Below are 24,931 nucleotides of genomic sequence, written 5' to 3'. Positions count from 1 at the left end.
ACCGGTCGCGAGCGCGTCACGGGACGCTGGTCACCGGATCGGGGTCGAGCAGGCGCTGGAGCGGCACGTCGGGGTCGATCTCGACGCCCAGCGTCCGGGCGTGGCCCTGGAGGACGTACCAGATCGAGCGACTGGTCAGTCCGATGAGCATCGACGGTGACAGCCGGTCGGACCGGTGGACCCAGCGGCGTACGGCGCCGAAGACCGCGCCGACGAGGCCGAACACGAGCGGGTCGAGCGCCGCCGCCTCCTCCTCGGAGGGCTCGGCGCCGATCGCGACGACGCCGAGACCCAGCACCTCCGCGATCTGACCGGCCAGCCGCTCCATGCCGAGCTGGAGCGGGCTGCCTTCGTCGCCGCCGGGGTCGTGCTCGGCGGCGCGGTGCAGCGCCGGGTGGGCGACCGCCCAGTCGACGTAGGTCCCCACGACACGGCGGATGATCTGCGGGACCGTGCCGTCGAGGCTCACCGCCGGGAGGAGCTCCTCCCAGAGGCTGTCGAGGATCCGCTGCTGGACCGCGCGGTCGAGGTCGGCGCGATCCTCGAAGTGGCGGTAGACGACCGTCCGGGACAGCCCCGCGTCGGCGGCGATCTGCTGGACGTGGATGTCCGCGCCCGGCTCGCTCGCCTCGATCGCGGCGACCGCTGCGTCGACGATCCGGCGCCGCCGCGACTCGTTGTGCTCGTCCCACCGAGCGCGACGGCCGTCGGCCCCGCGCTTCGCCGCCTTCGGCGCCGTCACCGCGGGTCCCTGCGCAGCCGGGCGTAGCGCGGGCGGCGCGAGGTCGCGGCGATGCTCCGCATCTCCTCGACGTCGACGATCTTCACCCGCGGGCGTCCGGCAGCCACCCCACGGCGCTTCTCCTCGGCGTCGATCGCCTGCCACCCGGCGAGGTCGACCATCGCCGGCTGACGGGACCGCACGATCGCCGCGACGCCGCGCGCGTCCCCCACCGGCTCCGGGATGCTGCCCGCGTCGAGGTCGTCGAGCAGCCGGTCGACGGTCTCCTCCGCATCGGACTTGTTGGTGCCGATGAAGCCCGTCGGACCGCGCTTGACCCAGCCGGCGACGTAGACGCCCGGCATGACGCGCCCGTGGTCGTTGGGCACGACGCCGGAGGCGGCGTCGTACGGCAGGTCGGGGACGGGCAGGCCCTTGTAGCCGACGGCGCGCAGCAGCAGGCCGGCGGGCAGCACCTCGGTCTCGCCAGTCGGCACCGCGCGGGGCACGCCGTGCTCGTCGGGATGCAGCCGGTTGCGGCCGATCTCCACGGCGGCGACGCGACCATCGTCGCCGGCCAGCACGCGGGTCGGCGAGGAGAGGAACCGGAGCACGACCGTGCGCTTGGCGGGATCGACCTCACGCGCGTGCATCTCGCAGAGCAGCCGCGACTTCACGTCGCCGCCCGCAAGGGCCGCATCGGGCGGCACGTCGCCCGTGTCGACGACGACGTTGATGCCATCGTGGCCGGCCAGCCCGACCAGCTCCGGCACCGTGAACGCCGCCTCGCCGGGGCCGCGCCGGCCCAGCACGACGACCTCGCGTACGGCGCTGTCGCGAAGCACGGCGAGCGGCCCGTCGGAGACGTCGGTGCGCTGCAGCAGCTCCGGGTCCTCGGCCAGCAGCCGGGCGCAGTCGAGCGCGACGTTGCCGTTGCCGACGATGACCGCCCGCTCGTGTCCGAGCGCGACGTCGAGGTCCTGCCTGTCGGGATGGCCGTTGTACCACCCCACGAAGTCGGTCGCCGACAGCGAGCCCGGCAGGTCGTCGCCCTCGATCCCGAGCGGCCTGTCGCTGGCGGCGCCGACCGTGTAGACGACGGCGTGGTAGCGGGCCGCGAGCTCGGCGTGCGAGACGTCCTTGCCGACCTCGACGCCGAGGAAGTAGCGGAAGCCGGGCTGGCTCTCGATCTGGGAGAAGAGCTTCTCGACCTGCTTGGTGTGCTGGTGGTCGGGCGCGACACCCGCCCGCACCAGGCCGTACGGCGTCGGCAGCCGGTCGAACACGTCGACCGTGATCTCGGGGTGCTTCAGCAGCTCGTCGGCGGTGTAGAGCCCCGCCGGTCCGGCGCCGACCACCGCGACGCGGTAGGGACCCGGACGCCGCAGCCGGCGCTGCTCGTGCACCGGCGCGAGGATCGCGCGGTCGCGGTGCGGGAAGACCTCGAAGTACTCCGCGTTGAGCGCCAGGAACGGCTGCTGCGCCTCGGTGAGCGTGGTGTGCGGGACGATCGCGTCGGCCGGGCAGGCCGTGGCGCAGGCGCCGCAGTCGACGCAGTACGTCGCGTCGACGTACAGCATCTCCGCCTCGGCGAAGCCGGGCTCACCGGGCGCGGGGTGGATGCAGTTGACCGGACAGGCGACGACGCAGGAGGCGTCGGAGCAGCAGGACTGCGTGACGACGTGCGGCAACGAGGGATCCCGTCCGGCTCAGGAGGCGGCGTTGGCCGGCTCGCTGCGGAACCGGGCGGAGCGTCCGTCGATCTTCATCGCCTTCCAGACCAGCCTCGTGATGCGGTTGCGCAGGCCGAGGTCGTCGGCGAGCATCCGGACGTCGGAGAACATGTCGCGCAGCGTCTTCTGCGACTCCGGCGCGTCCCACCAGATCTCCTTGGCGACCTCGTCGGGGATGCCCATGTCGGCGCGCGCCTGCTTGCTCGGGACCATGATCACGTCGCAGAGCAGCCGCATGATGACCGGGTAGATCAGCCCGAGGATCTGCCGGCGTACCGGGTTGAGGTCGGGCACGTGGTGCTCGAGGAACTGGTGGGCGAAGCCGATGTGCCGCGCCTCCTCGGCCACGTGGATCTGCATGATGCGGTTCATCAGCGGGTGCATGCCGCGGCCGCGGAGGATGTTCTTCTGCAGGTGGTCGATCGGCTCCTCGCCGGCGAGGATGCCGACGAAGAACGCCTCCGGGAACCAGCCGCCCGCGGTCGCGAGGATCGGCACGAGCACCTTGAAGCCGCGAGGGGTGCCGACCGCGTCCGGGCAGACCCGGTTGACGAGCTCCTGGAACATCTGGGTGTGGTGGGTCTCCTCCGTCACCTCGTGGGTGGCGTAGCGGAACTCGGGGTTGTCGTTGCGGCTCCAGAGCAGGTAGTTCATGACCCCGCTGATCAGGAGCTGCTCGAACTGCAGACCGACCTTGGCGACGAGCGCCATGCGGTACATCCCGATCTCGATCTGGCGCTCCTTGGGGAGCGACTTGTACCACGGGTGGGCGCCGAGCTCGTCGACGTCGCTCAGGATCCAGCGCTCGTCGTGCGGGATCACCGCGAAGTCGGGGTCGTCCCACGCGATGTCCTTGAACGCCTCGAAGTGCTGGTCGACGGAGGCCTGGGACAGCGTGCGGAGGGTCTCGAAGTAGCCCTGCTTGCCCTGGGGCACGTGGGCACCGGGAGCGTGCTTGGCTCCACGCCTCTCCTGCTGGACAGCGGTCATGCGGAGCACCTCTTCGGTGGGTCGATGACGTCGTACGTGATGGACGACACCCACGTTAGTGCGACGCGCGTACCGGAAACAAGAGTACGCGCGACATCGCGTCACATTTAGTTTTGGCCCTGCTCAGACCTGCTCGTGCGACTCCACGGCGCCGACGACCCGGGCGATCGCCTCGTCGATGGGCACGCCGTTGTCCTGGTGGCCGTCGCGGTAGCGGAACGAGACCGCGCCCTTCTCGACGTCGTCGTCGCCGGCGATCACCATGAACGGCACCTTCTGCACCTGCGCGTTGCGGATCTTCTTCTGCATCCGGTCGTCGCTGTCGTCCACCTCGACGCGGATGCCGGCCTTCCTGAGGCGGTCGGCGACGGCGTACAGGTAGTCGTGGTGGCGCTCGGCGATCGGGATCCCCTGGACCTGCACGGGAGCGAGCCACGGAGGGAAGGCGCCGGCGTAGTGCTCGACGAGTACGCCGAAGAAGCGCTCGATGGAGCCGAACTTCGCCGAGTGGATCATCACCGGCTGCTGGCGGGAGCCGTCGGCGGCGACGTACTCGAGGCCGAAGCGGGCCGGCTGGTTGAAGTCGTACTGGATCGTGGACATCTGCCAGCTGCGGCCGATCGCGTCGCGGGCCTGCACCGAGATCTTCGGGCCGTAGAAGGCGGCGCCGCCGGGGTCGGGCACGAGCTCGAGGCCGGACTCCAACGCGACGTCCTCCAGGATCTTCGTCGCGGTCGCCCACTGCTCGTCGGTGCCGATGAACTTCTCGTTGTCGGCGTCGCGGGTCGACAGCTCGAGGTAGAAGTCCTCGAGGCCGAAGTCCTTGAGCACGCCGAGCACGAAGTCGAGCAGGTGCTTGATCTCGGCCGGCGCCTGCTCCGGGGTGACGTAGGAGTGGCTGTCGTCCTGGGTCAGGCCGCGGACGCGGGTCAGGCCGTGGACGACACCCGACTTCTCGTAGCGGTAGACGGTGCCGAACTCGAAGAGCCGCAGCGGCAGCTCGCGGTAGGAGCGGCCGCGGCTCGCGTAGATCAGGTTGTGCATGGGGCAGCTCATCGCCTTGAGCTGGTACCTGCTGCCCTCGAGCTCCATCGGCGGGAACATCGTGTCGGCGTAGTACGGCAGGTGGCCCGAGGTGTGGAACAGGCCGTCCTTGGAGATGTGCGGGGTGCCGACGTACGAGAAGCCCTCCTCGATGTGCCGGCGGCGGACGTAGTCCTCCATCTCCCGCTTGATGATCCCGCCCTTGGGGTGGAAGACCGGCAGGCCCGAGCCGAGCTCCTCGGGGAAGGAGAACAGGTCGAGCTCGCGGCCCAGCTTGCGGTGGTCGCGGCGCTCGGCCTCCTCGATCCGATGGAGGTGCTCCTCGAGCGCCTCCTTGGACTCCCAGGCGGTGCCGTAGATGCGCTGGAGCTGCTTGTTCTTCTCGTCGCCGCGCCAGTACGCCGCCGCCGACCGCATCAGCTTGAAGGCGGGGATCCGCTTGGTGGTCGGCAGGTGCGGACCCCGGCAGAGGTCCTTCCAGGCGACCTCGCCGTTGCGGTTGATGTTGTCGTAGATGGTCAGCTCGCCGGCGCCGACCTCGACCGAGGCCCCCTCCACCGCCTCGCTGGTGGAGCCGGTGGAGGCGCCGGAGCCCTTCAGCCCGATCAGCTCGATCTTGTAGGGCTCGTCCTGCAGCTCGGCGATCGCCTCGGCGTCGGAGACCGGACGGCGGGAGAAGCGCTGGTTCTCCTTGATGATCTTCCGCATCCGGGACTCGATCTTCTCCAGATCGGCCGGGACGAACGGGGTGTCGACGTCGAAGTCGTAGTAGAAGCCGTCCTGGACCGGCGGGCCGATGCCGAGCTTGGCCTCCGGGAAGAGGTCCTGCACCGCCTGCGCCATCACGTGGGCCGTGGAGTGGCGCAGGATGTCGCGCCCGTCCTTGGAGTCGATCGCGACGCCCTCGACCTCGTCGCCGTCCTGCAGCTCGTAGGCGAGGTCCCTGAGCTGCCGTCCGGTGGTCGAGCCCGCTCCGTTGGTCGAGCTGGTCGAGACCCTCGCGGCGATGATCTCCGGGTCGTCCCGGAAGAGCTCCCATGCCTTCGTCCCCGTCGTGACCGCCCGCTCCTCACGCTCCTGCGCGGTGAGTACGACGATCTTCAGCTCGGACACGAGAGGCTCCTGTGGTCAGGTCGGTTCCCGCCGTCTTCGGCGGCCACTCGATGGTATCGGGGCGCGGCTGACGGACCCGCATCGTGCTCCCCCGCTCAGCCTCGGCTCACTTGCGCGCGGAGCTCACCGAGAAGCGGCTCGTCGCGAAGCGCACCCGCTGGCCCGCCGTACGCACGACCTCGAAGCCGAACCCGACCTGGCCGACCGTCGTCTTCTTCCGGAGCCAGCCCTTCCGGACGAGCCAGTGCAGCGGCCTGAGCAGGCCGAGGGTGCCGTGGGTGAGCCGCCGCGGCGGCGTGAAGGCGATGTACTGGTGGCCGGCGCCGGTCCACACCTGCCACTTGATGCCGTTGAACCACAGATGACCGGCCCGGTGGCCGAACGGGACCTGGTGGCGGTTGTCGGTCCAGATCATGACCTCGTTGCTGTCCGCGTCGGCGACGCCGTTGAGCCAGAGGTCGTACGCCGCGTCGTAGATGCCCTTGCCCGGCGTACGCGCTGCCCAACTGGTGCGCAGCTTGGTGAACGACGAGAGCCGCGGCTCGTGGCCGGTGCTCCAGTTGTGGTAGTCGCGGTGGGCGTTGGGATAGCTCTTGACCGCCTTGTCGGTGGGGTTGCGCACCTTGACGTCGACGGTCCAGCGCGACCGGCTGCAGACCCGAAGCCGCTGGGTCATGTGGTAGCCCGAGGCGTTCCACATGTCGTTGTCGACGGTGTAGACGCCGCTGCTCGCCATCCCGTGCGGCTCGGTCGTGACGAACTTCGGCTTCGCGCACACGGCCGCCGCGCTCGCCGGCGACGCCGGTGTCACGAGGGCCAGCAGCGGTGCGAGAAGGAGTACGACGACGGCCGCGGTACGCGTGCGGGGGCGGGGCTCGGCCACGGCGCCCGATCTCCTGGTCGAGGGCATTCCCCCACCCTGCTGGGTGCGGCGCGGGCTCGGCCATCCCCCAAATTGGGTATGCGCGGTCATGTCAGCGCCGCCTTCCGCCCGCGGAGGAGCCTGCCCGCGCCGACGATGCCGACGGCCACGGCGGCCGTCGCCGCGATCCGGGCCGGGCGGTTGCGCCAGTGCCCGGAGACCCCGTCGGTCGTGGGATCGGGCCGCAGGACGTTCCCCGGGCCGGGCTCGATCCGCTCGTCCCCCACCGCGACGAACCGCATCACCGTCGGCGCCAGGTCGCCGTACGTGCCGGGCATCAGCGCGTGCCCGAGGCTGGCGAGGTGCTGCAGCTGGCCCACGTCGGTGTGGGAGCGCGGGCGGCGGGCCAGCCGGACGATCACGCGGGCGACCCGCCAGGGCGAGGACACCGGGGGCACCGGCTTCACCCGCCGGCCGAGGTAGTTCGCGGCGTGCCCGAAGATCGGCGTGTCCATCGAGCCCGGCAGCACCGTGCACACCGAGACATCGGGCAGGTCGTGGAGCTCCTGGCGCACGGCCTGGCTGAAGCCGAGGATCCCGAACTTGCTGGCCGCGTAGCCGCTGACGTACGGCGTCGCCATCTTGCCGTAGAGCGAGGACACGTTGATCAGCACGCCGCGACGCTGCCGGCGGAAGACGGGGACCACCGCCCGGGTCCCCCACATCATCCCGAGCAGGTTGACCTCGATGATCCGGCGCTGGATCTCGACGGGGGTCTGCTCGACGGTGCCGTACGACATCACCGCCGCGTCGTTCACCCACACGTCGATCCGCCCGTGCTCGGCGAGCGCCCGCTCGACCAGCCGCCCGTGCCCGTCGGCGTCGCTGACGTCGAACGGGAAGGTCGTGACCGACGCCGCGCCCGCCTCCCGGCACTCCGCGGCGGCACCCTCGAGCGCATCCGCGGACCGCGCGGCCAGGCACAGCCGCGCGTGCTCGGCCGCGAACAGCCGCGCGGTCGCCCGTCCGATCCCGCTGGAGGCGCCGGTGATCACCACCACCGCCCCGTCGGGATCGATCCCGCGACGGTGCCCGAGGATCCTCATCGCCGCCGCAGCCGTGCATCCGCGTCGTCGACCATGGCCGCGGTGTACCCGGACGCCCTTGCCCGCATGCGGCTGCCGCGCGGCGCCCGGCAGCCTGGAGCAGGATCACTCGGTCCCCGCGGACTTGCGGTCCAGCAGCTCCCGGACCTGGCGGGCGCTGATGTCGAAGTGCCGCGACGCGACCGCGCCGGCGCGTTCGACGTCGCCGTCGCGGATCGCCTCGACGAGCTCGGTGTGCTCGACAAGCGCCTCGTCGAAGGCCGCGACGCTGTAGGGCTCGATCGGCAGCCCGATCGTGATCCTCGCGAGCAGGTCCTGGCTGAGCCGGAGCGCCTCGTCGTTGCGGGTCGCCAGCGTCACCGCCCGATGGATCGCGCCGTCGGCGGCGTGGGCCTCGGACGGGCTCCCGGCGCTGGCGTACGCCGAGAGCGCCTGCTCGAGAACGCGTACGTCGTCGGGCGTACGCCGCTCGGCCGCCGAGCGCGCGATCATCCCCTCGACCATGCCGCGCAGGTCGAAGAGCTCCTCGAGCTGCTGCCGGCGGGGACGGAGCGTACGCCCGACGGACGCGGCCGACTGCGCCGTCCAGTCGGCGCGCACATAGGCGCCACCGCTGCGGCCGCGCCGGATCTCGACGAGCCCGGCGTCCCGCAGCCGGTGGTAGGTCTCGTGGACCGTCGAGCGGGCCACGTCCAGCATCTGCGCGAGCGTCCGCTCCACCGGCAGCCGCTCCCCCGGAAGGAACTCGCCGAGCGCGATCGCCGCGACGAGTCGGTCGGTGACCTCGTCCACGGTGCTCGGCACCTGCACCGGCTGGGAGAGCAGACCGGGCGGATCCTGCTCCACGTGCGCTCCCTCCACCCGCTCCACGCCCGAAACGTAGCCGACGTGTCCCCGTCGGCCGAGCATGTCGAGAAGCATGCTGAGAGGCCGGTTTCCGGCTCGTTACGGTCTTCGAACGTCTCTGTAGAAAGGCTTGCCACCCAGACCATTCCTGACGAGATTGACAGCCGCGCCCGCCAACGGGCCGGCGTGCCCCACTCCCGGAGGAGTCGTCAGTTGGCCATCCCCGAGCCCACCGCCACCGGCACCGTTCCCTTCGGGGAGTGGGAGACCTGGTACCGCATCACCGGCGAGCTCGGGACAGGCGCGACGCCCGTCGTCGTCCTCCACGGCGGCCCCGGGGCCGCGCACAACTACACCCTCACGATGGCCCGCCTCGCGGAGCAGGGCCGGGCCGTCGTCCACTACGACCAGCTGGGGATCGGCAACTCCACGCACCTGCCCGACAAGAGCGCGGACTTCTGGACCGTGGACCTCTTCCTCGCCGAGCTCGACAACCTCCTCGCCGCTCTGGGGATCGCCGACGACTACCACGTGATCGGCCAGTCGTGGGGCGGGATGCTCGGCGCCGAGCACGCCGTCAGGCGGCCGGCGGGCCTCAGGACGCTCACGATCGCCGACTCGCCCGCCTCGATGGAGCTGTGGTCGCAGGCGGCCGACGAGCTGCGCGCGCAGCTGCCCGCCGACGTCCTCGCAACGCTGGTGAAGCACGAGGAGGCAGGGACCTACGACGACCCGGAGTACAAGAAGGCGTCGAAGTACTACTACGACCTGCACGTCTGCCGGATCGTGCCCAACCCGCCCGAGGTAGCGGCCACCGACGCCGCGATCGAGGCCGACCCGACCGTCTACAACACGATGAACGGCCCGAACGAGTTCCACTGCATCGGCACCCTGCGGGACTGGTCGGTCGTCGACGAGGTCAAGTCGATCGCTGTGCCGACGCTGCTGGTCAACGGCGCGTACGACGAGGCCACGCCGCTCACGATGCAGCCGTTCATGGACGGGATCCCCGACGTCCGCTGGGAGGTCTTCCCCGAGTCCAGCCACATGCCGCACGTCGAGGAGGAGGAGCGCTTCCTCTCCGTCGTCGGCGCCTTCCTCGACGAGCACAGCCTCGACGGGCACGACGACCCGCGGTCTGCCCAGTGACCGACCAGCCCATCCCTCCTGCCCAGCCCTTGAAGGAGCCGAACCCATGGCACGACGCCTCGCAGCGGTCCTGACGACCGCTGCCCTCGCCCTCGCCACCGCGGCCTGCGGTGGCGGCAGCTCTCCTTCGGGCGGCAGCTCCCCCGGCGCGAGCAGCACCGCGCCCGCGACCTACCAGAAGCAGCACGCCGGCGGCACCCTCCACCTCGTCGCCCAGGCGGCCGGCGGCACGCTCGACCCTCAAGTCAACTACACGCTCCAGTACTGGCAGCTCTACCAGGCGACGTACGACGGCCTGCTCGCCTTCACCAAGGTCGGCGGTGACCAGAGCTTCCAGGTCGTCCCCGACCTCGCCGCGGCGCAGCCGAAGGTGACCGACGGAGGCAAGACATACACGTTCACGCTCCGCAAGGGCATCAAGTTCTCCAACGGCCAGCCGGTGACGACGAAGGACGTCGTGGCATCGTTCGAGCGGATCTTCAAGGTCTCCAGTCCGACGGCCGGCACCTTCTACAACGGCATCGTGGGCGCGGACGCGTGCATGAAGACGCCGGCGACCTGCACGCTGCCGAAGGGCGTCGTGGCCGGCCCAGGCAACACCGTCGCGATCCACCTGACCGAACCCGATCCGGAATTTCCCTACAAGCTCGCCGTCCCGCACGCCTCGATCCTCCCGGCGGACGCGCCCGCGAAGGACGGTGGCACGACGCCGATCCCCGGCACCGGCGCGTACTACTTCGCGTCCTACAACCCGAACCGGTCGCTGGTCATGAAGCGCAACCCGCACTTCGAGGCGTGGAACGCCGACGCACAGCCACAGGGCTACCCGGACGAGATCGACGAGACGTTCGGACTGACCGTGGAGGCGGAGGTCACCGCCATCGAGAACGGCCAGGCCGACTGGATGCTCGACTCGCCGCCGGCCGACCGACTCTCCGAGATCGGCACGAAGTACGCCGACCAGGCCCACGTCAACACCCTGACGGCTCTCTGGTACGCCACCATGAACACCAACATGGCCCCGTTCAACAACCTGAAGGCCCGCCAGGCGGTCAACTGGGCGATCGACCGGAGCGCCACGGTCAAGATCTTCGGCGGCACCAACCTGGCCGCGCCGGTCTGCACCTTCCTGCCGCCCGGGTTCCCGGGCCACACCGACTTCTGCGACTACACCAAGGGCGGCGGCACGACCTGGAAGGCCGCGGATCTCGAGAAGGCCAAGCAGCTCGTCAAGGAGTCCGGGACCGCGGGACAGACCGTCGGCATCGTCGTGAGCTCCGACGATGTCAACAAGCAGATGGGCGAGTACCTCCAGAGCGTGCTCAACTCCATCGGCTACAAGGCGGTCCTCAAGCCGTTGTCGGGCAACATCCAGTTCACCTACATCCAGAACACCAAGAACAAGGTGCAGATGGCGGTCTCGCAGTGGTACCAGGACTATCCCGCCGCCTCCGACTTCCTCCACGTGCTGCTCTCGTGCGCCTCGTTCCACCCCGGCAGCGACTCGAGCATCAACATCTCCGGCTTCTGCGACCAGAAGATCGAGGCGCAGATGAACGCGGCGCTGAAGACCGAGCAGACCAGCATGGACGAGGCCGACAAGCAGTGGGGCGAGATCGACAAGGCGGTCATGGCGCAGGCCCCGGTCGCCCCGCTCTTCACGCCGAAGCTGATCGACTTCGTCAGCAAGCGGGTCGGGAACTACCAGTTCAGCAAGCAGTTCTACATGCTGGTCGACCAGCTGTGGGTCAAGTGACCGATGACGCGTACGCCGTGACCGGCGCGCCCGCCACGCCGGCGGCGCCGTCCGCCAGGAGGTCTCCGGGCCCCTGGCGGACGGCGCTCGGCACGCTCGCGCGCGACAAGGTGGCCATGGCCGCGCTCGCCGTTCTCCTGCTGGTCGTGCTGGCCTGCCTGCTGGCGCCGGTCTACGCCCACTCCGTCGCGCATACGAACCCGTTCACCTCGCACGTCGACGGGACGACGGTCATCGACGGCAAGGAGCAGCCGGTGCTGGCGCCCAGCACGAGCGGCCTCGGCCTCGGCGTGACGCCGATCGGCCCGACCTGGGACCTCCACCACTACTTCCTGGGCGCAGACGGCCAGGGTCGGGACGTGATGGCCAGGCTGCTGTGCGGCGGCCGCAACACGCTGCTGATCGGCGCCGTCTCGGCGCTGCTCTGCTGCGTGATCGCGGCGATCCTCGGTGTGGTCGCCGGCTACTTCGGCGGGATCGTCGATGCGGTGCTCAACTGGCTCTTCGACGTCGTCTGGGCCTTCCCGGTCTACCTACTCGCGATCTCGCTGTCGGTGGTGCTGCTGACCAGCGGCCTCGATCTCGGGCCTGTGCACATCAGCGGCAACAGCCTGTGGCTGCCGATCGTCATCATCGCCATGATCTACGTGCCGTACGTCGGCCGTCCCCTGCGCTCCCAGGTGCGCTCGCTGCGGCAGCGGGACTTCATCCAGGCAGCCGTGGGACTCGGCGGTGGCGACGCGCGGATCCTGCGCAAGGACGTGCTGCCCAACGTCATGCCGACGGTGCTGGTCTTCGTGCCGCTCATGATCGCCATCAACATGCTCACCGAGTCGGCGCTGTCGTTCCTCTCGATCGGCGTCCAGCCGCCGCAGGCCAGCTGGGGGACGCTCATCAACGACGGCGTCGGGCTGCTCTACACCCGACCGGCCGTCACGCTCGCACCCGGCCTGATGATCGTGATCACCGCCGTGGCGCTCAACATCCTCGGCGACGGCGTACGCAGCGCCCTCGACCCCAAGGCGCGGCTGCGGGGTGCGGCCTGATGCTCTGGTTCGCCGTCCGCCGGCTCCTGCAGACCGTCCTCGTGCTCTTCACGATCAGCGTGCTGGTCTTCCTGATCTTCTTCGCCACGCCAGGGGTCGATCCGGCGGCGCGGATCGCCGGACGCAACGCCGACCAGGCGACGCTGGCCCAGGTGCGCCACGAGTTCGGCCTCGACCAGCCGCTTCCGGTCCGCTACGCGCTGATGATGAAGCACCTGTTCATCAGCCACGACCTCACCTCCTTCGTCAACCGCGGCGCGAAGGTGATCCCCCAGATCCTCGAGGCGATCCCGATCACGCTCTCGCTGGTCGTCGGCGCGGCCGTCATCTGGATGGTGGTCGGCGTTCTTCTCGGCACCCTCTCCGCGGCCAGCCGGGGCACGCTGCTCGACCCGCTGATCATGCTCTTCGGGATCGTCGGCGTCTCGGTGCCCGTCTACTGGCTCGGTGAGGTGGTCAACCTCTTCTCCCAGAGCAAGTGGCACGACGGCGTCTTCGCCTGGGTGCCGCCCCTAGGCTACGTCGAGTTCCGGCACAGTCCGGGGGGCTGGGCGCTCCACCTGCTCCTCCCGTGGCTCACCCTCGCCGTGCTGTACGTCGGAATCTACGCCCGCGTCCTGCGCGGTGAGCTGCTCGAGGCGCTCAACGAGGACTACGTCCGCACCGCCCGCGCCAAGGGGCTCTCCGAGCGGCAGGTGCTCGTCCGTCACGCGTTGCGCTGCTCGCTGGTGCCCCTGGTCGCCCTGTTCGGGCTCGACTTCGGCGCGCTCATCGGCGGCGCCGCGCTGCTGACCGAGGTGGTCTTCGGACTGCCCGGAGTCGGGAAGCTGACCTACGACTCGCTCCAGAACCTCGATCTGCCGGTGATCATGGGCTGCGTCATCTACGCCGGCTTCTTCGTCGTGATCGCGAACATGGTCGTGGACCTCGTCCAGGCCCTGCTCGACCCGAGGATCCGTCATGCCTGACACCGCCGCAGACCGGGCGGAGCCGCTGCTCGACGTACGCGATCTCACCGTCCGCTTCCGCACCCGGCGCGGCACCGTCACGGCGGTCAACGGGCTCTCCTTCACGCTGGGCGGCGGTGACGTGCTCGGGATCGTCGGCGAGTCCGGCTCCGGCAAGAGCGTCTCGATGATGAGCCTGATGCGGCTCATCCGCGACCCCAACGCGATGATCGAGGGACAGGCCCTGTTCCGCGGACGGGACCTGATCGCGATGCCCGAGAAGGAGCACCGCCGGCTGCGAGGACGCGAGCTCGCCATGATCTTCCAGGATCCGATGACGTCGCTGACGCCGGTCTACTCCGTCGGCCGGCAGATCGCCGAGCAGATCCGGGTCCACGAAGACGTCTCGCGCTCGGCAGCGCTCTCTCGTGCGGCCGACCTGCTCGACCAGGTCGGCATCCCCGACGCGAGCCGCCGGGTCAAGGACTACCCGCACGAGTTCTCCGGCGGCATGCGGCAGCGGGTCATGATCGCCATGGCGCTCGCGTGCAACCCGGCGCTGCTGATCGCCGACGAGCCGACGACGGCGCTGGACGTGACGACGCAGGCCCAGATCCTGGATTTGATGCGTGGGCTGCGCGCCGAGCACGGCTCGTCGATCATCCTCATCACGCACGACATGGGCGTGGTGTCCTCGATGGCCGACAACGTGCTCGTGATGTACGCCGGCCGGGCCGCCGAGCAGGGCCCGCGGCGCGAGATCTTCCGCAACCCGCGCCACCCCTACACGTGGGGTCTGCTCGACTCCGTGCCCCGGCCGCGCGCAGCGCGCGTACGCCGCTTGCCGACGATACCCGGCACGCCGCCATCGCCACTCGACGTACTCCCCGGCTGTGCGTTCGCTCCCCGGTGCCGGCTCAGCTTCGACCGCTGTTCCGAGCAGCCGCCTCTGGAGGGCGGAGCGCATCGGGACGCCTGCTGGCTGCCGGACGACCGCGGCAGCCTCCGCCTGTCCCGGGAGACGCGATGACCGGCGAGGTGATCCTGCGGGCGGACGACGTGGCCAAGCACTTCCGGATCGGCAAGGGACCGCTCAGGCCGGGTGCGGACCTCCGTGCCGTCGACGGCGTCTCCCTCGAGGTCCACGCCGGTGAGACCCTCGGCATCGTCGGCGAGTCCGGCTGCGGCAAGTCGACGCTCGGACGCTGCGTGGTCCGGCTGACCGAGCTCACGTCCGGCCGGGTCACCTTCGCCGGCCGCGACATCAGCACCCTCTCGCGACGGCAGCTCAGGCCGGTCCGCAAGGAGCTGCAGCTGGTCTTCCAGGACCCTTACACCTCCCTCAACCCGCGACGACGGGTGAACGACATCCTGTCCGATCCGTTGGAGATCCACGGGTACGGCGACCGGCGCAAACGGGAGCGGCGCGTCCGGGAGCTGCTCGAGGTGGTCGGCCTCAACGCCACCCACGCCGACCGGTTCCCACACGAGTTCTCCGGCGGGCAGCGGCAGCGGGTCGGCATCGCGCGGGCCCTGGCGATGGACCCGAAGGTCATCGTCGCCGACGAGCCGGTATCGGCGCTCGACGTCTCCATCCAAGCGCAGGTGCTCAACCTCTTCCACGACCTGCAGGACGAGCTCGGGCTGACCTATGTCTTCATCGCGCACGACCTCGGCGTCGTACGCCACGTGTCGACCCGGATCGCGGTCATGTACCTCGGCGAGGTCGTCGAGCTCGCCCCCGCCGAGGAGCTGTACGAGCAGCCCGCCCATCCCTACACGCAAGCGCTCCTCGCCGCCGCTCCGGAGGTCGACACCGGGGAGGACGACGACGCCCGCGAGCAGGTACTGCTCAAGGGCGACATTCCCACGCCGCTCGACAAGCCGTCGGGCTGTGCGTTCCGCACCCGCTGCCCCTACGCCCAGGACAGGTGCGCCGAGGAACGCCCGCTCCTGCAGGTGCGCCCGCGCGGGGACGCCGAGGGCGGCACCGGGGAGGGCGGCCAGCGGTACGTCGCCTGCCACTTCCCGCTGGCCTGACTGTCGATCCGCCGGAGGCGGAGGAGTGGACGCAGTGCACAGCATCGTGCACTCCACGCCAAGGACACCGGCCGCCGTCGCTGTCAGCGTTGGTGCCGTCGCCGGACCGGCGTCGTCACCGATCGTCGGACATGAAGGGGAAGTCGATGGGCTGGGAAGCCGGCATCAGCCGCCGAGGGCTGCTCGCGGCGAGCGGAGGGATCGCCGCCGCGGTGGGCGGACCGCTGGCCGGGTGGTCGGCGCCCGCGACCGCGGTGCCGACGGGGCAGTTCGACCTGACCGCGCCGTCGCACGATCTCTTCGTGCACCGCAAGCTGTACCACGTCAGCCGGGTGATGCAGTCGTTGGCGTTCGACAGCACCAACCGCCGGCTGTTCGTGGCGCAGCTGCAGCCCAACAAGACGAGGGATGCGGACGCCCACGGCGACCTGTGCATCAACGAGCTCGACTTCCACGGCAACTGGCGCGGGCACATGCACATCAACGACTGCGGACACGGAGTGTCCTTCGGCGTCGACGCGATCAGCGGCAGCCCCGAGCTGTGGATCGAGGCGGACGTCAGGACGGACGACAACGGCCACGGGTGGGGCACCCGACTGATCCGCGTCCCCTACACGGCGGGCGAGACGATCAGCTCCCACGACTGGGGACCGAAGTACCAGCCCGTCCTCGGTGCCGACCACATCACCTGCGCCACCGACTCCTACCACCGGCGGATGGTCGTGCGGTACCTCGAGGACGGCGCCTTTCACTACGGCCTCTACGACATCGAGAGCATGCTCGCCACCAGCTCCGACCCGGTGCCCGGCTCGGGGGCCGTGTCGGTCCACCCCCACATCAGGCAGCCCGCCGGCCTGGGCACGTTCCAGGGATACACGGTCTACGGGGACTACCTGTACCTGCTCACCGGCGATTCCGGCGAGGACAACGCGCGCGTGTACAGCGTCGACCTGCGCACCGGCGAGACGATCCAGTCCGCCGCGACCCACGCCGGGGTGAAGCGCCTCGTGAACAACCGCGAGCCGGAGGGGCTCGCGGTGTACGTCACCGCGGCGGGCACCCCGCGTCTGTTCCTCGGCTTCGCCTCCGGGTACGTCGGCAAGCGCGTCGCCAACGTCTTCTACAAGAACTACCCCGCCTGACGGACTCGACCGTTCATCCGTGGTGGAGCCGACCGGCGAGCCCGTGCTCGAGCGCGTAGAGGCTGGCGCCGACGCGGTTGGCGGCGCCGATCTTGGCGTAGGTGCGCTCGACGTGGTTGCGGACGGTCTTCTCGCTGAGCACCAGGCGGGTGGCGATCTCGCGGTTGGACAGTCCGCGGGCGACCAGGCCGAGGATCTCGACCTCGCGGGGCGTGAGGGTGTCGTCGCGGCGTACTCTCGCCGGCTTCTGCCCGGCGGCCGCGAGGACCGTCTCGACGCACTCGGTGTCGAGCTCGCCGCGGGTCGCGCGCTCCCGCAGCCGCTGGGCTGCTGCCTCGGGCGGGAGCACGTCGCGGTAGGGCCGGGGCTCGAGGGCCGCCTGGTAGCCCACGACGGCGGCGAGCAGGCGCTCGCAGCGGCCCAGCGCCGTGCCGGCCAGCCCGAGCGGGTAGCCCGACCCGTCGAGGTGCTCGTGGTGGGACCGGGCGACCAGCCGTTCCGCGGCCAGGCCGGGGATCCGGGTGACCACGCGGTCGGTGAGGTAGGGGTGCATCCGCACGCGCTCCCACTCCGAGGCGGTGAGCTCCGACGGCTTGGACCAGACCTGGTTGGAGACGCCCAGACGACCGACGTCGTGGAGGTGCCCGGCCCGGCGTACGGTCGTCGCCTCTGCGGGGCTGAAGCCGAGCCGCACCGCGGCCTCGTGGGCGAGCTCGGCGACCCGTCGTGAGTGGCCGAGCGTGAACGGACACTTGAGGTCCACGAAGTCGCCGATCGCGGTGAGGAGCCGGTCCAGGCCGGCGTCGTCGAGTCGCACCTCGGCGTCGGGCGCCACGGCCAGCGCCCTCTCCCATGCGTCGTCGCCGGGGCTCTCGAGCAGCGCCGCCGGGTCGGCGACGAGCGCGTCGACGACCGCCGGGTCGAAGTGGCCCCCGCGCTTGCTCCGCGCCATCGCGACGGCCCCGTCGACGCCGTACAGCCGGTGGTGGACGTCGGCGTAGTCGGCCACGTGCGCGACGCGCATCTCGACCGGGATCGCGTCACCCGTCGCACCGGTCGGCAGCCCGCCGCCGTCGTACCGCTCGAAGGTGTAGGCCAGCGCGTGCTCGACGTCCGGGCTGAGCCCGACGTGCCGGGCGAGCGCGGCGGCGGAGGTGCAGTGCGAGTGGATCAGCGCGGCCAGCTGGCCGCGCGCGTCGCGGAGCAGCGTGGCAAGGACGCGTACGCGGGTCCCGAGCGGCTCGCCACGGGCGACGTTGCCGACCAGGAACCGCATCATCGGCAGGCCGGCCGAGTCGGCGAGGTAGGCGCCCTGGCGTACGGCTATGTCGTCGCCGAACCAGCGCGCGTACTCCTGCGAGTCCGCGTGGCAGCCGATCCACATGACCAGCGTCGAGTAGTAGACCGTCGCCCGCTGCTCCCGGCTCAGGCCGAGCCGGTCGGCGAGGCCGCACGCGATGACTGCCGAGCGGAGCATGTGCTCCGCCGGCTGCCCCAGGCCGAGGTCGATCGCGACCGACAGCCCGGCGAGCACCTCGACCCGGCGCGGCAGCGGGTGCCGGCCGGGTCCGGTGGCCCTCTCCATGAGCTGATTGTCAGGCACGGCGCCGTCCGGGGACCAGCATCGGCACCCGGCGACGGTAGGCGCGGTAGGCCTCGCCGAACTGCGCGACCAGGTCGCGCTCCTCGAACCAGATGCCGACCAGGATGTAGCCGGTCGTCATCGCCGCGAACAGCAGGTGGCCGGCGGTCATCGTCGGCGTCACCCAGAAGGCGATCAGGAAGCCGAGGTAGATCGGATGGCGGACGACGGCGTACCAGAGCGGCGTGACGAGGGTGTACGCCGGCAGCGTGCGGCCACGGAGCGCGGCCGTCACCTGGCGCAGCCCGAACAGGTCGAAGTGGTTGATCAGGAACGTGCTCGCGAGGACGAGCCCGAACCCGGCCAGGGACACAGCCCGGAGCACGCCGCGCGGCCCGGCGCCGGAGACGTCCCAGACGGTGCCGGTGACCGGGTGCCAGCCCCACTCCAGCAGCGCCAGGCAGGCCGAGGCCGCCAGCACGAAGGTGCTCCGCTCGACCGAGGCCGGCAGGTGCCGGGTGAGCCAGCGCTTGAATGACGTCCGCGCCATCACGCTGTGCTGCACCGCGAAGAGCGAGAGCAGGAGCACGTCGACGACGACCGCGGTCGCCGTGCCCGTGTCCGGCCCGCCGCGGTCGATCGTGCGCGGGACCAGCAGCGTCCCTCCGACCGTGACCTTCGCGTCCTCGACGAACGCGACCGCGTAGAGGAAGACGCCGAGGAACGCGACGTACGCCGCCACGCCGTACGCGAAGCCGAGGATGCGCACGCTGCCCACCCGCGCGGGTGCCGCGGTCGTGGTCACGACGGCACCCCCGTACGCGCGGCCGGGGCGGGCCGGGTGCGTCCGGCGCTCGCCGGCGGGGTGAAGCGGGTCTTGCCGACGAAGAAGAGCCCGCGCTGGGGCAGCCAGAGGTCACCGAGCCGGGTCTGCTGGTCCAGGGGTGCCGGGTGGCCGATGTCGACGCCGTCGACCGTCGCCCGTCCGCCGACCACGCGCCAGACGTGCCGCGGCGCGATCCGGAAGCGCGGTCCGTCCGGCGTCGCACCCTCCAGGCGCAGGCGCCCCGTGCCGAGCAGCGCGCCCGCCGGAGGCCCGACGGCGCTCAGCACCGAGTCGCCGGGCCACGCGTCGTACGGCAGCAGGCGGGCCACGCCGGTCATGAGGCGGGTGAGCGGCGTACGGCCGAGGTCGAGGTGCCACCTCAGCCGGTCGCCGACCGTGACCTCGAGGGACCAGTCCGAGAGCCAGTCGACCCCGATCTCCGGCACCACGCTGTCAGTGATCGCGGAGCCGAAGTAGCGCCCGCAGCTGAGCTCCGGCGCGGTGGTGGTGTGGATCGTCCAGCGTCCGGCCGGGCCGCGGTGCCAGACCGCACGGAAGGCGGGCCCGACCGAGCTGGCGACGAAGTCGCGCAGCGCCAGGTAGTGGCCGCTGGAGAACGGGACGCCGAAGGCGCCGTACCCGAGGAATCGCTCGTCGTCGCCGGCCGGCAGGCGAGGAGCGCTCACGATCTCCTCGACGGCCCGGCGTGGGGTCTGCTTGATTGCCATGCCCCGAGCATCGGGCGCCGCCCGACCACCACGCGTGAGGCATCTGCCTCAACTGCTCGGACACGCGACGACGGGGCGAGGGCCGGACCCTCGCCCCGTCGTGGGACCTGGTCAGTTGTAGTAGACGAAGGCCCTCTGCGTCGCCGTGCTGAAGGCCGGGCAGTTGCCCCGCTGGTTGTTCTGCAGCTGCGTGCTGAGCACGTTGGCGTTGATGTTGCAGAGCGCGGCGGCGACGGGGATCGAGACGTTCTGGAGGATGGTGACCTGGTTGCCGTTCAGGACGTTCTCTACGTTGACGTTGACCAGCCCGGACTGGTGGGCGGCCGCCTCGGCGGGGGTTGCCGTGGCGATGATGGGCACTAGGGCGGCGCCGGCGATGGCGAAGCTTGCGACACCCTTACTGATCTTGCGCATGATGGCCTCCTTTGGTCGTTGTGCGCTTGCGCGACACCTCTGACTCTGACGGGACACGCGGCGGCCGACAGCCACCTAGGAGACGCCTCGGCTGTCATCTGGGCGACACCGCGCCGTACGTCGTGGCATGGCGCCACGCCGTTCTGGTCACCCATGGTCATCGAGCCCACCCGTGGGCACGATGGGCGTGGAGGCTCCATGCGGGGAGGCACAGATGGGGACCTTGATGAGCGGAGTGGCGGCCGAGCTCGCACGCGTGCGACTCTTCGCCGCCTTGGACGACGCAGCGCTCCAGCGGGTGGCGGCGGCCGCGTTCACGCGCCGCATCGCGGCGAACCAGATCCTCTTCGTCACCGGCGAGCCGAGCGAGCACCTGTACGTCGTGCGGTCCGGGCTGCTCCGCGTGCTGACCACCTCGCCACACGGCGAGCAGTTCGTCCTCTCCACGGTCGGTCCGGGCGAGGTGATCGGCGAGCTCTCGCTGCTGGACCGGAAGCCGCGGTCGGCCGACGTGGTCGCCGCCGAGCTGTCCGAGCTGGTCGCCGTGCCCGCGGACGTCGCCCGCGGCGCCCTGATGAGCGACCCGCAGGCGGTGCTCGCCGCCGCGTGCGAGCTCGCCGCGCAGGTGCGCCGACTCACCGGCACCATGGGCGACCTGGTGTTCCTCGACCTGCCGCGCCGCGTCGCCAAGCTGCTGTTGCTGCGCGCGCGGGCCGGGTCGGGCGGGAGGACGGTGTCGGACCTCGGCGCCAGCCAGTCGGTCGTCGCCGCGCAGCTCGGGGTGAGCCGCCAGTCGGTCAACAAGGCGCTGTCGGGACTGGCCAGGCACGCCTGGATCGAGCTCGACGGGAAGAGCGTCGTGCTTCGCGACCCGGTGGCCCTGCAGCGCTACGTGGAGTCGTGAGCGGCGTTCTCGAGAGATGGGGGTGGAGCCGTGGAACTTCCCTCATTCTGGGGATAGCCGGGTCGCAGACATGCTGTCGGAGGTGGCGCATCTTTACCGTCGACGGTGCGTACGCGCGTCACCTCGGGGGGGTCGTCGATGAGGACACCGTCTGCGTCTCTTGCTGCCGTAGTCGGACCCGACCTCGACCCGTGGCAGGAGGGTGAGCTCGCGCCGTACGTCCCCCCGCTGCTGCGGACCTGGCTGGCGGACGACGACTCGTCGGCGCGCCGGACGGTCGCCGGCACGCTCGCGATCGTGGACATCTCCGGCTTCACCCGACTCACCGAACGGCTCGCAGCGCGCGGGCGGGTCGGAGCCGAGGAGCTCACCGACATCCTCGACGCCACCTTCAGCGAGCTGCTCCGGACCGCCCGCCGCCACGGTGCCTACCTGGTGAAGTGGGCCGGGGATGCGGTCGTCCTGCTCTTCCAGGGCGAGCACCACGCGACCCGAGCGGCGCGTACGGCGTACGAGATGCGCGGCGGCCTGCGCCGGGCCGGCACCGTGCACACCGGCGACGGACCCGTCCGCCTGCGGATGTCGGTCGGCCTCCACAGCGGCGAGCTCGACCTCTTCCTCGTCGGCGATCCGGACGTGCATCGCGAGCTGATCGTGTGCGGGGCGACGGCGACGCGGGCAGTGCAGGTCGAGTCCGCGGCCCGCACGGACGAGATCCGCCTCTCCCCCGAGACGGCGGCGCTGCTCCCCGACGCCTGCGTCGCCGTCGACGGCACGCTGCCGCTGCTGGCCCGTGCGCCGCACGTCCACGAGACTCCCGTGGCCACCGACCTGATGGACGCCGCGGGCGTGGATCTCGCGGGCGTGCTGTCGCCGCCGGTCCGCGACTACCTGCTCGACCGCGAGTTCTCCGCCGCGCATCGCAAGGTCGCCGTCGGGTTCGTCCGGTTCTCGGGGACCGACGGGCTTCTCGTCGATCGCGGGGCCGGCCAGGTCGTCGCGGCTCTCGACGAGTGCGTCCAGCTCGTCCAGCATGCCGCGCAGCGCCACGGCGTGACGTTCCTCGAGTCCGACATCGACACCGACGGCGTCCGGATCCTGCTGGTCGCAGGCGCGCCTCGCAGCGGCGAGCACAACGAGGACCGGCTGCTGCGTGCCGTGCAGGACCTGCTCGCCTCGACGACGCCGTTGCCGGTCCGAGCGGGTATCGCGCGCGGCGCGGTGTTCGCCGGCGTGCTCGGCCCGACCTTCTGTCGTACGTACTCGGTGAAGGGCGATGCGGTGAACGTCGCAGCCAGGCTCGCGGCCTCGGCCCGACCGGCCACGGCGCTCGTCACGCTGGCGACGCTGGCCCACTCCAGTGCCCGCTTCGAGCACGACGTGCTCCCGCCGATGAGGGTCAAGGGCAAGTCGGAGCCCATCGAGGTGGCCAGGCTCGGCAGCTCGGTCCTGCAGCGCCTGGAGTCGGAGACGGTCAGCCCGGACGTCGAGCTCACCGGCCGCGACGCGGAGCTCGCGGCGCTCCGTGCGGCCGTCGAAGCCGCGTCGGACGGCAACGGCGCGCTCGTCGAGATCGTCGGCGAGCCGGGCATCGGCAAGACCCGGCTCCTGCAGGCGCTCCTGGCCGACCTGGAGGTGCCGTCGTACCTGGTCAGCTGCAACGAGTACGAGACGCTGACGCCGTACTGGCCCTTCCGCGCGCTCTTCGAGTCCGCGCTACGGCTCCCGGGCGGCCAGCAGGACGACGCGGCGCTGCACGAGGCCGTCGCCGCGTCCGATCCCACGCTGCTGGCGTGGTTGCCGGTGCTGGCCAAGATCGTCGACATCGACGTGCCGTCCACTGCGGAGGTCGACGCGGTCGACGACCGGTTCCGGCAGGCGAAGCTGCAGGAGGTCGCCGCGCAGTGCCTCGCCGCCGTGCTGCCCGAGCGGACCGTGCTGGTCTTCGAGGACGTCCATCTCATGGACGACGCCTCGGCCGGTCTGCTCGACCGGCTGTGCGCCGACGTGGCCGACCGGTCCTGGCTCGTCGTCGTGACGAGGCGGGACGTCCCCGACGGGTTCGTGCCGCAGCGTACGACGACCGCGATGCGGCTGGCACCGCTCGACGAGGCTGCCGCGGTGCGGCTGGCGCAGCTGATGGGCGCGGCGGAGAAGCTGCCGCAGAAGGCGATCGACGCCGTGACCCGGCGGGCGGAGGGGAACCCGCTCTTCCTGCGGGGACTGCTGCACGCCTCGCTCGCCGGCGAGGCCCCCGACGCGCTCCCCGACACCGTCGAGGCGCTGATCACGAGCGAGCTCGACCGACTGCCGGCACCCGAGCGTACGGCGCTGCTCCACGCCTCGGTCCTCGGCATGCGCTTCGAGCGCCGCGCACTGCGCGCCCTGCTCGGAGGCAGAGGTCTCCCCACGGGCGCCGCCGCGGCGAGGCGGATGGCACGTTTCCTCCGGCCGGACGGGGACTCGTTCCTCTTCGTCCACCAGCTCGTCCGGGACACGGCGTACGAGACGCTCCCCTTCCGGTCCCGGCGGGCGCTGCACGGTGCCGCCGGCGATCTGCTCGAGGCGCAGGCGTCGGACCCGGACGAGATCGCCGAGGTCCTCTCCCTGCACTTCAGCCAGGCGGACCGGCCCGACAAGGCCTGGCACTACTCGCGGATCGCCGGGGAGCGGGCGGCGGACAAGTACGCCTACGTCCAGGCCGAGGAGCTCTTCGTCCGCGCCCTGCAGGCGGCCCGCCAGGTCCGGCTCGTCCCGACCGAGGACCTCGTGGCGACGAACATCGCACTCGGCGACGCCCGCTTCCGGATCGGCCGCCAGGAGGAGGCGCTCGAGCCGTACCGCGCGGCCCGGCGCGCGATCGCCGACAGTCCAGTCGCGGCGGCGCTCCTGCTGCGGCGGGAGGCCGAGATCGACTACCGGCGCGGGAGGCTGAGCGTGGCACTGCGGAAGCTCACCCGCGGTCGTCGCCTGCTCTCCGAGGACGACGAGGGCCACCAGGCCGCGCTCGCTCGCATCGAGGCCTTCTACGCCATCGCCCGGGAGAGCCAGGGCCGGTACCGCGACGCTCTCGAGTGGGGGCGCCGCGCCGAGTCGCACGCGCGCAGATCGGGCGACCTCGCGGCGCGGGCCGAGGCGTTGCAGGCCGTCTTCACCGCGCAGGCGATGCTCGGCGACGCCTCCCATGCCGACTCCGCGCGAGAGGCGATCAGCCTGTACGAGCGCCTCGGAGACCGGGCCGGCCAGTCCCGGGCGCTCAACAACCTGGCGATGCTGGCGTGGCTGGAGGGTCGCGGGATCGAGGCGCTCGAGATGTTCCGTCGGGCCCAGCGGCTCGCCACCGACGCGGGTTACGCGGTCAAGGCGGCCGCCGCGGAGTACAACGTCGGGGACGTGCTGCTCAGGACCGGCCGCCTGGAGGAGGCGCGCACGCTGTTCGCCGAGCTGATCCCGGTGCTGCGCTCCGTCGGGCTGGAGGAGTACGCCGCGACGGCGGGCCGGGCCCTGGGCACGGCGATGGCGCTGACCGGTCGAGCCGACGAAGGAGCTGACCTGCTCGCCCGCGCCCGCGAGCGCCTGCTGGAGCTCGGCGAGCCGGCGGAGGTGCTCGAGACCGATGCTGCCCTCGCGTGGACGGCGCTCGAGTCGGGGGACGCCGAGCAGGCGGCCACCCGGGCGGCCGAGGCGGCGAAGCGTGCGGAGTCGCTGGGCGACGTACAGCTCCTGCCCTGGCTGTTGCGCCTCCACGGGGCGGCGCTCGCCGACCTCGGCGAGTCGGCCGCTGCCTTCAACAGGCTGCGGCGGGCTCGCGAGCTCGCGGAGGCGCAAAGCCGGGTCGAGCTCGGGTTCGTCCTCGCCGAGCTCGCCCGGGTCAGCCGCGGGCTCGGCTCCCCGGCGCAGGCGGCGGAGTACGCACACGCCGCCGAGACGGCCCTGGCCCAGCTGGGCTTCGTCGGCAGCCGTCGCTACCCGCGCTGAGGAG

Annotated in this window: 20 protein-coding genes; 9 read left to right on the top strand and 11 right to left on the bottom strand. The window is 71.3% G+C overall.

Features of this window, described 5'->3' with window-relative positions; translation table 11 throughout:
* Positions 1–16: 16 nt before the first annotated feature.
* The 7 genes from ABLE53_RS23480 to ABLE53_RS23450 all read right to left on the bottom strand — a co-directional run bounded on the left by ABLE53_RS23480 (position 17) and on the right by ABLE53_RS23450 (position 8,439).
* Positions 17–742, bottom strand: coding sequence for a TetR/AcrR family transcriptional regulator (locus ABLE53_RS23480; RefSeq protein WP_348861604.1), 726 nt, complete (start codon positions 740–742; stop codon positions 17–19).
* Positions 739–2,412 (bottom strand): FAD-dependent oxidoreductase, encoded by a 1,674-nt coding sequence (locus ABLE53_RS23475; RefSeq protein ID WP_348861603.1) that lies wholly within the window; start codon positions 2,410–2,412, stop codon positions 739–741. The genes ABLE53_RS23480 and ABLE53_RS23475 overlap by 4 nt, the downstream gene beginning before the upstream one ends.
* Before the next feature lie 18 nt (positions 2,413–2,430).
* Positions 2,431–3,444, bottom strand: a complete 1,014-nt coding sequence (locus ABLE53_RS23470; RefSeq protein WP_348861602.1) for an AurF N-oxygenase family protein — start codon at positions 3,442–3,444, stop codon at positions 2,431–2,433.
* A 123-nt stretch (positions 3,445–3,567) separates the two neighbouring features.
* Positions 3,568–5,601 carry a threonine--tRNA ligase gene (gene thrS / locus ABLE53_RS23465; RefSeq protein WP_348861601.1) on the bottom strand — a complete coding sequence of 678 codons (2,034 nt, stop codon included), beginning with the start codon at positions 5,599–5,601 and terminating at the stop codon, positions 3,568–3,570.
* 106 nt (positions 5,602–5,707) lie between these two features.
* The gene (locus ABLE53_RS23460; RefSeq protein ID WP_348861600.1) at positions 5,708–6,484 is read right to left on the bottom strand and encodes a GH12 family glycosyl hydrolase domain-containing protein; all 777 of its coding nucleotides are present in this window, start codon (positions 6,482–6,484) and stop codon (positions 5,708–5,710) included.
* Positions 6,485–6,570: 86 nt separating this feature from the next.
* Entirely contained in the window at positions 6,571–7,569 is a 999-nt protein-coding gene (locus ABLE53_RS23455; RefSeq protein ID WP_348861599.1) for an SDR family NAD(P)-dependent oxidoreductase, read from the bottom strand.
* A 105-nt stretch (positions 7,570–7,674) separates the two neighbouring features.
* Positions 7,675–8,439, bottom strand: coding sequence for a FadR/GntR family transcriptional regulator (locus tag ABLE53_RS23450; protein WP_348861598.1), 765 nt, complete (start codon positions 8,437–8,439; stop codon positions 7,675–7,677).
* A gap of 189 nt (positions 8,440–8,628) precedes the next feature.
* Here ABLE53_RS23450 and ABLE53_RS23445 point away from each other — a divergent pair, with 189 nt between their 5' ends.
* From ABLE53_RS23445 to ABLE53_RS23415, 7 genes are all read left to right on the top strand, one after another.
* Complete coding sequence (locus tag ABLE53_RS23445; protein WP_348861597.1) at positions 8,629–9,564, top strand: proline iminopeptidase-family hydrolase; 936 nt, start codon at positions 8,629–8,631, stop codon at positions 9,562–9,564.
* A 46-nt stretch (positions 9,565–9,610) separates the two neighbouring features.
* Positions 9,611–11,320 (top strand): ABC transporter substrate-binding protein, encoded by a 1,710-nt coding sequence (locus tag ABLE53_RS23440; protein WP_348861596.1) that lies wholly within the window; start codon positions 9,611–9,613, stop codon positions 11,318–11,320.
* The gene (locus tag ABLE53_RS23435) at positions 11,317–12,366 is read left to right on the top strand and encodes an ABC transporter permease (protein WP_348861595.1); all 1,050 of its coding nucleotides are present in this window, start codon (positions 11,317–11,319) and stop codon (positions 12,364–12,366) included. Before ABLE53_RS23440 ends, ABLE53_RS23435 begins: the two co-directional genes overlap by 4 nt.
* A complete protein-coding gene (locus ABLE53_RS23430) occupies positions 12,366–13,334 on the top strand; it encodes an ABC transporter permease (protein ID WP_348861594.1) in 969 nt (322 codons plus the stop codon). Before ABLE53_RS23435 ends, ABLE53_RS23430 begins: the two co-directional genes overlap by 1 nt.
* Positions 13,327–14,343, top strand: coding sequence for an ABC transporter ATP-binding protein (locus ABLE53_RS23425; protein ID WP_348861593.1), 1,017 nt, complete (start codon positions 13,327–13,329; stop codon positions 14,341–14,343). Before ABLE53_RS23430 ends, ABLE53_RS23425 begins: the two co-directional genes overlap by 8 nt.
* A complete protein-coding gene (locus tag ABLE53_RS23420; RefSeq protein WP_348861592.1) occupies positions 14,340–15,353 on the top strand; it encodes an ABC transporter ATP-binding protein in 1,014 nt (337 codons plus the stop codon). The genes ABLE53_RS23425 and ABLE53_RS23420 overlap by 4 nt, the downstream gene beginning before the upstream one ends.
* A gap of 146 nt (positions 15,354–15,499) precedes the next feature.
* Positions 15,500–16,495, top strand: a complete 996-nt coding sequence (locus ABLE53_RS23415) for a phage baseplate protein (RefSeq protein WP_348861591.1) — start codon at positions 15,500–15,502, stop codon at positions 16,493–16,495.
* Between the two features lie 13 nt (positions 16,496–16,508).
* Here the strand turns inward: ABLE53_RS23415 and ABLE53_RS23410 are convergent, their stop codons facing one another.
* The 4 genes from ABLE53_RS23410 to ABLE53_RS23395 form a co-directional block, all read right to left on the bottom strand.
* Positions 16,509–18,080, bottom strand: coding sequence for an HD domain-containing phosphohydrolase (locus ABLE53_RS23410; protein ID WP_348861590.1), 1,572 nt, complete (start codon positions 18,078–18,080; stop codon positions 16,509–16,511).
* 10 nt (positions 18,081–18,090) lie between these two features.
* Entirely contained in the window at positions 18,091–18,882 is a 792-nt protein-coding gene (mddA, locus tag ABLE53_RS23405) for a methanethiol S-methyltransferase (RefSeq protein ID WP_348861589.1), read from the bottom strand.
* Positions 18,879–19,631, bottom strand: coding sequence for a hypothetical protein (locus tag ABLE53_RS23400; protein ID WP_348861588.1), 753 nt, complete (start codon positions 19,629–19,631; stop codon positions 18,879–18,881). The genes mddA and ABLE53_RS23400 overlap by 4 nt, the downstream gene beginning before the upstream one ends.
* 111 nt (positions 19,632–19,742) lie before the next feature.
* Complete coding sequence (locus ABLE53_RS23395) at positions 19,743–20,045, bottom strand: hypothetical protein (RefSeq protein WP_348861587.1); 303 nt, start codon at positions 20,043–20,045, stop codon at positions 19,743–19,745.
* 226 nt (positions 20,046–20,271) lie between these two features.
* Here ABLE53_RS23395 and ABLE53_RS23390 point away from each other — a divergent pair, with 226 nt between their 5' ends.
* Positions 20,272–20,949: a Crp/Fnr family transcriptional regulator gene (locus tag ABLE53_RS23390; RefSeq protein ID WP_348861586.1), complete on the top strand. Its 678-nt coding sequence runs from the start codon at positions 20,272–20,274 to the stop codon at positions 20,947–20,949.
* A gap of 138 nt (positions 20,950–21,087) precedes the next feature.
* Positions 21,088–24,927, top strand: a complete 3,840-nt coding sequence (locus ABLE53_RS23385; RefSeq protein ID WP_348861585.1) for an adenylate/guanylate cyclase domain-containing protein — start codon at positions 21,088–21,090, stop codon at positions 24,925–24,927.
* Positions 24,928–24,931: the final 4 nt, after the last annotated feature.

It is taken from the genome of Nocardioides asiaticus (assembly GCF_040049175.1).
GTDB lineage: Bacteria > Actinomycetota > Actinomycetes > Propionibacteriales > Nocardioidaceae > Nocardioides > Nocardioides cheoyonin.
The sequence above is the reverse complement of the archived record's forward strand: the minus strand, read 5'-3'. Positions and strand labels throughout refer to the sequence as shown.

Bases quoted from the DNA above. Each gene is read 5' to 3' on its own strand.
- ABLE53_RS23470 (WP_348861602.1), bottom strand. From the start codon at position 3,444: ATGACCGCTGTCCAGCAGGAGAGGCGTGGAGCCAAGCACGCTCCCGGT.
- ABLE53_RS23455 (WP_348861599.1), bottom strand. From the start codon at position 7,569: ATGAGGATCCTCGGGCACCGTCGCGGGATCGATCCCGACGGGGCGGTG.
- ABLE53_RS23440 (WP_348861596.1), top strand. From the start codon at position 9,611: ATGGCACGACGCCTCGCAGCGGTCCTGACGACCGCTGCCCTCGCCCTC.
- ABLE53_RS23430 (WP_348861594.1), top strand. From the start codon at position 12,366: ATGCTCTGGTTCGCCGTCCGCCGGCTCCTGCAGACCGTCCTCGTGCTC.
- ABLE53_RS23425 (WP_348861593.1), top strand. From the start codon at position 13,327: ATGCCTGACACCGCCGCAGACCGGGCGGAGCCGCTGCTCGACGTACGC.
- ABLE53_RS23420 (WP_348861592.1), top strand. From the start codon at position 14,340: ATGACCGGCGAGGTGATCCTGCGGGCGGACGACGTGGCCAAGCACTTC.
- ABLE53_RS23415 (WP_348861591.1), top strand. From the start codon at position 15,500: ATGGGCTGGGAAGCCGGCATCAGCCGCCGAGGGCTGCTCGCGGCGAGC.
- ABLE53_RS23410 (WP_348861590.1), bottom strand. From the start codon at position 18,080: ATGGAGAGGGCCACCGGACCCGGCCGGCACCCGCTGCCGCGCCGGGTC.
- ABLE53_RS23400 (WP_348861588.1), bottom strand. From the start codon at position 19,631: ATGGCAATCAAGCAGACCCCACGCCGGGCCGTCGAGGAGATCGTGAGC.
- ABLE53_RS23395 (WP_348861587.1), bottom strand. From the start codon at position 20,045: ATGCGCAAGATCAGTAAGGGTGTCGCAAGCTTCGCCATCGCCGGCGCC.
- ABLE53_RS23390 (WP_348861586.1), top strand. From the start codon at position 20,272: ATGAGCGGAGTGGCGGCCGAGCTCGCACGCGTGCGACTCTTCGCCGCC.
- ABLE53_RS23385 (WP_348861585.1), top strand. From the start codon at position 21,088: ATGAGGACACCGTCTGCGTCTCTTGCTGCCGTAGTCGGACCCGACCTC.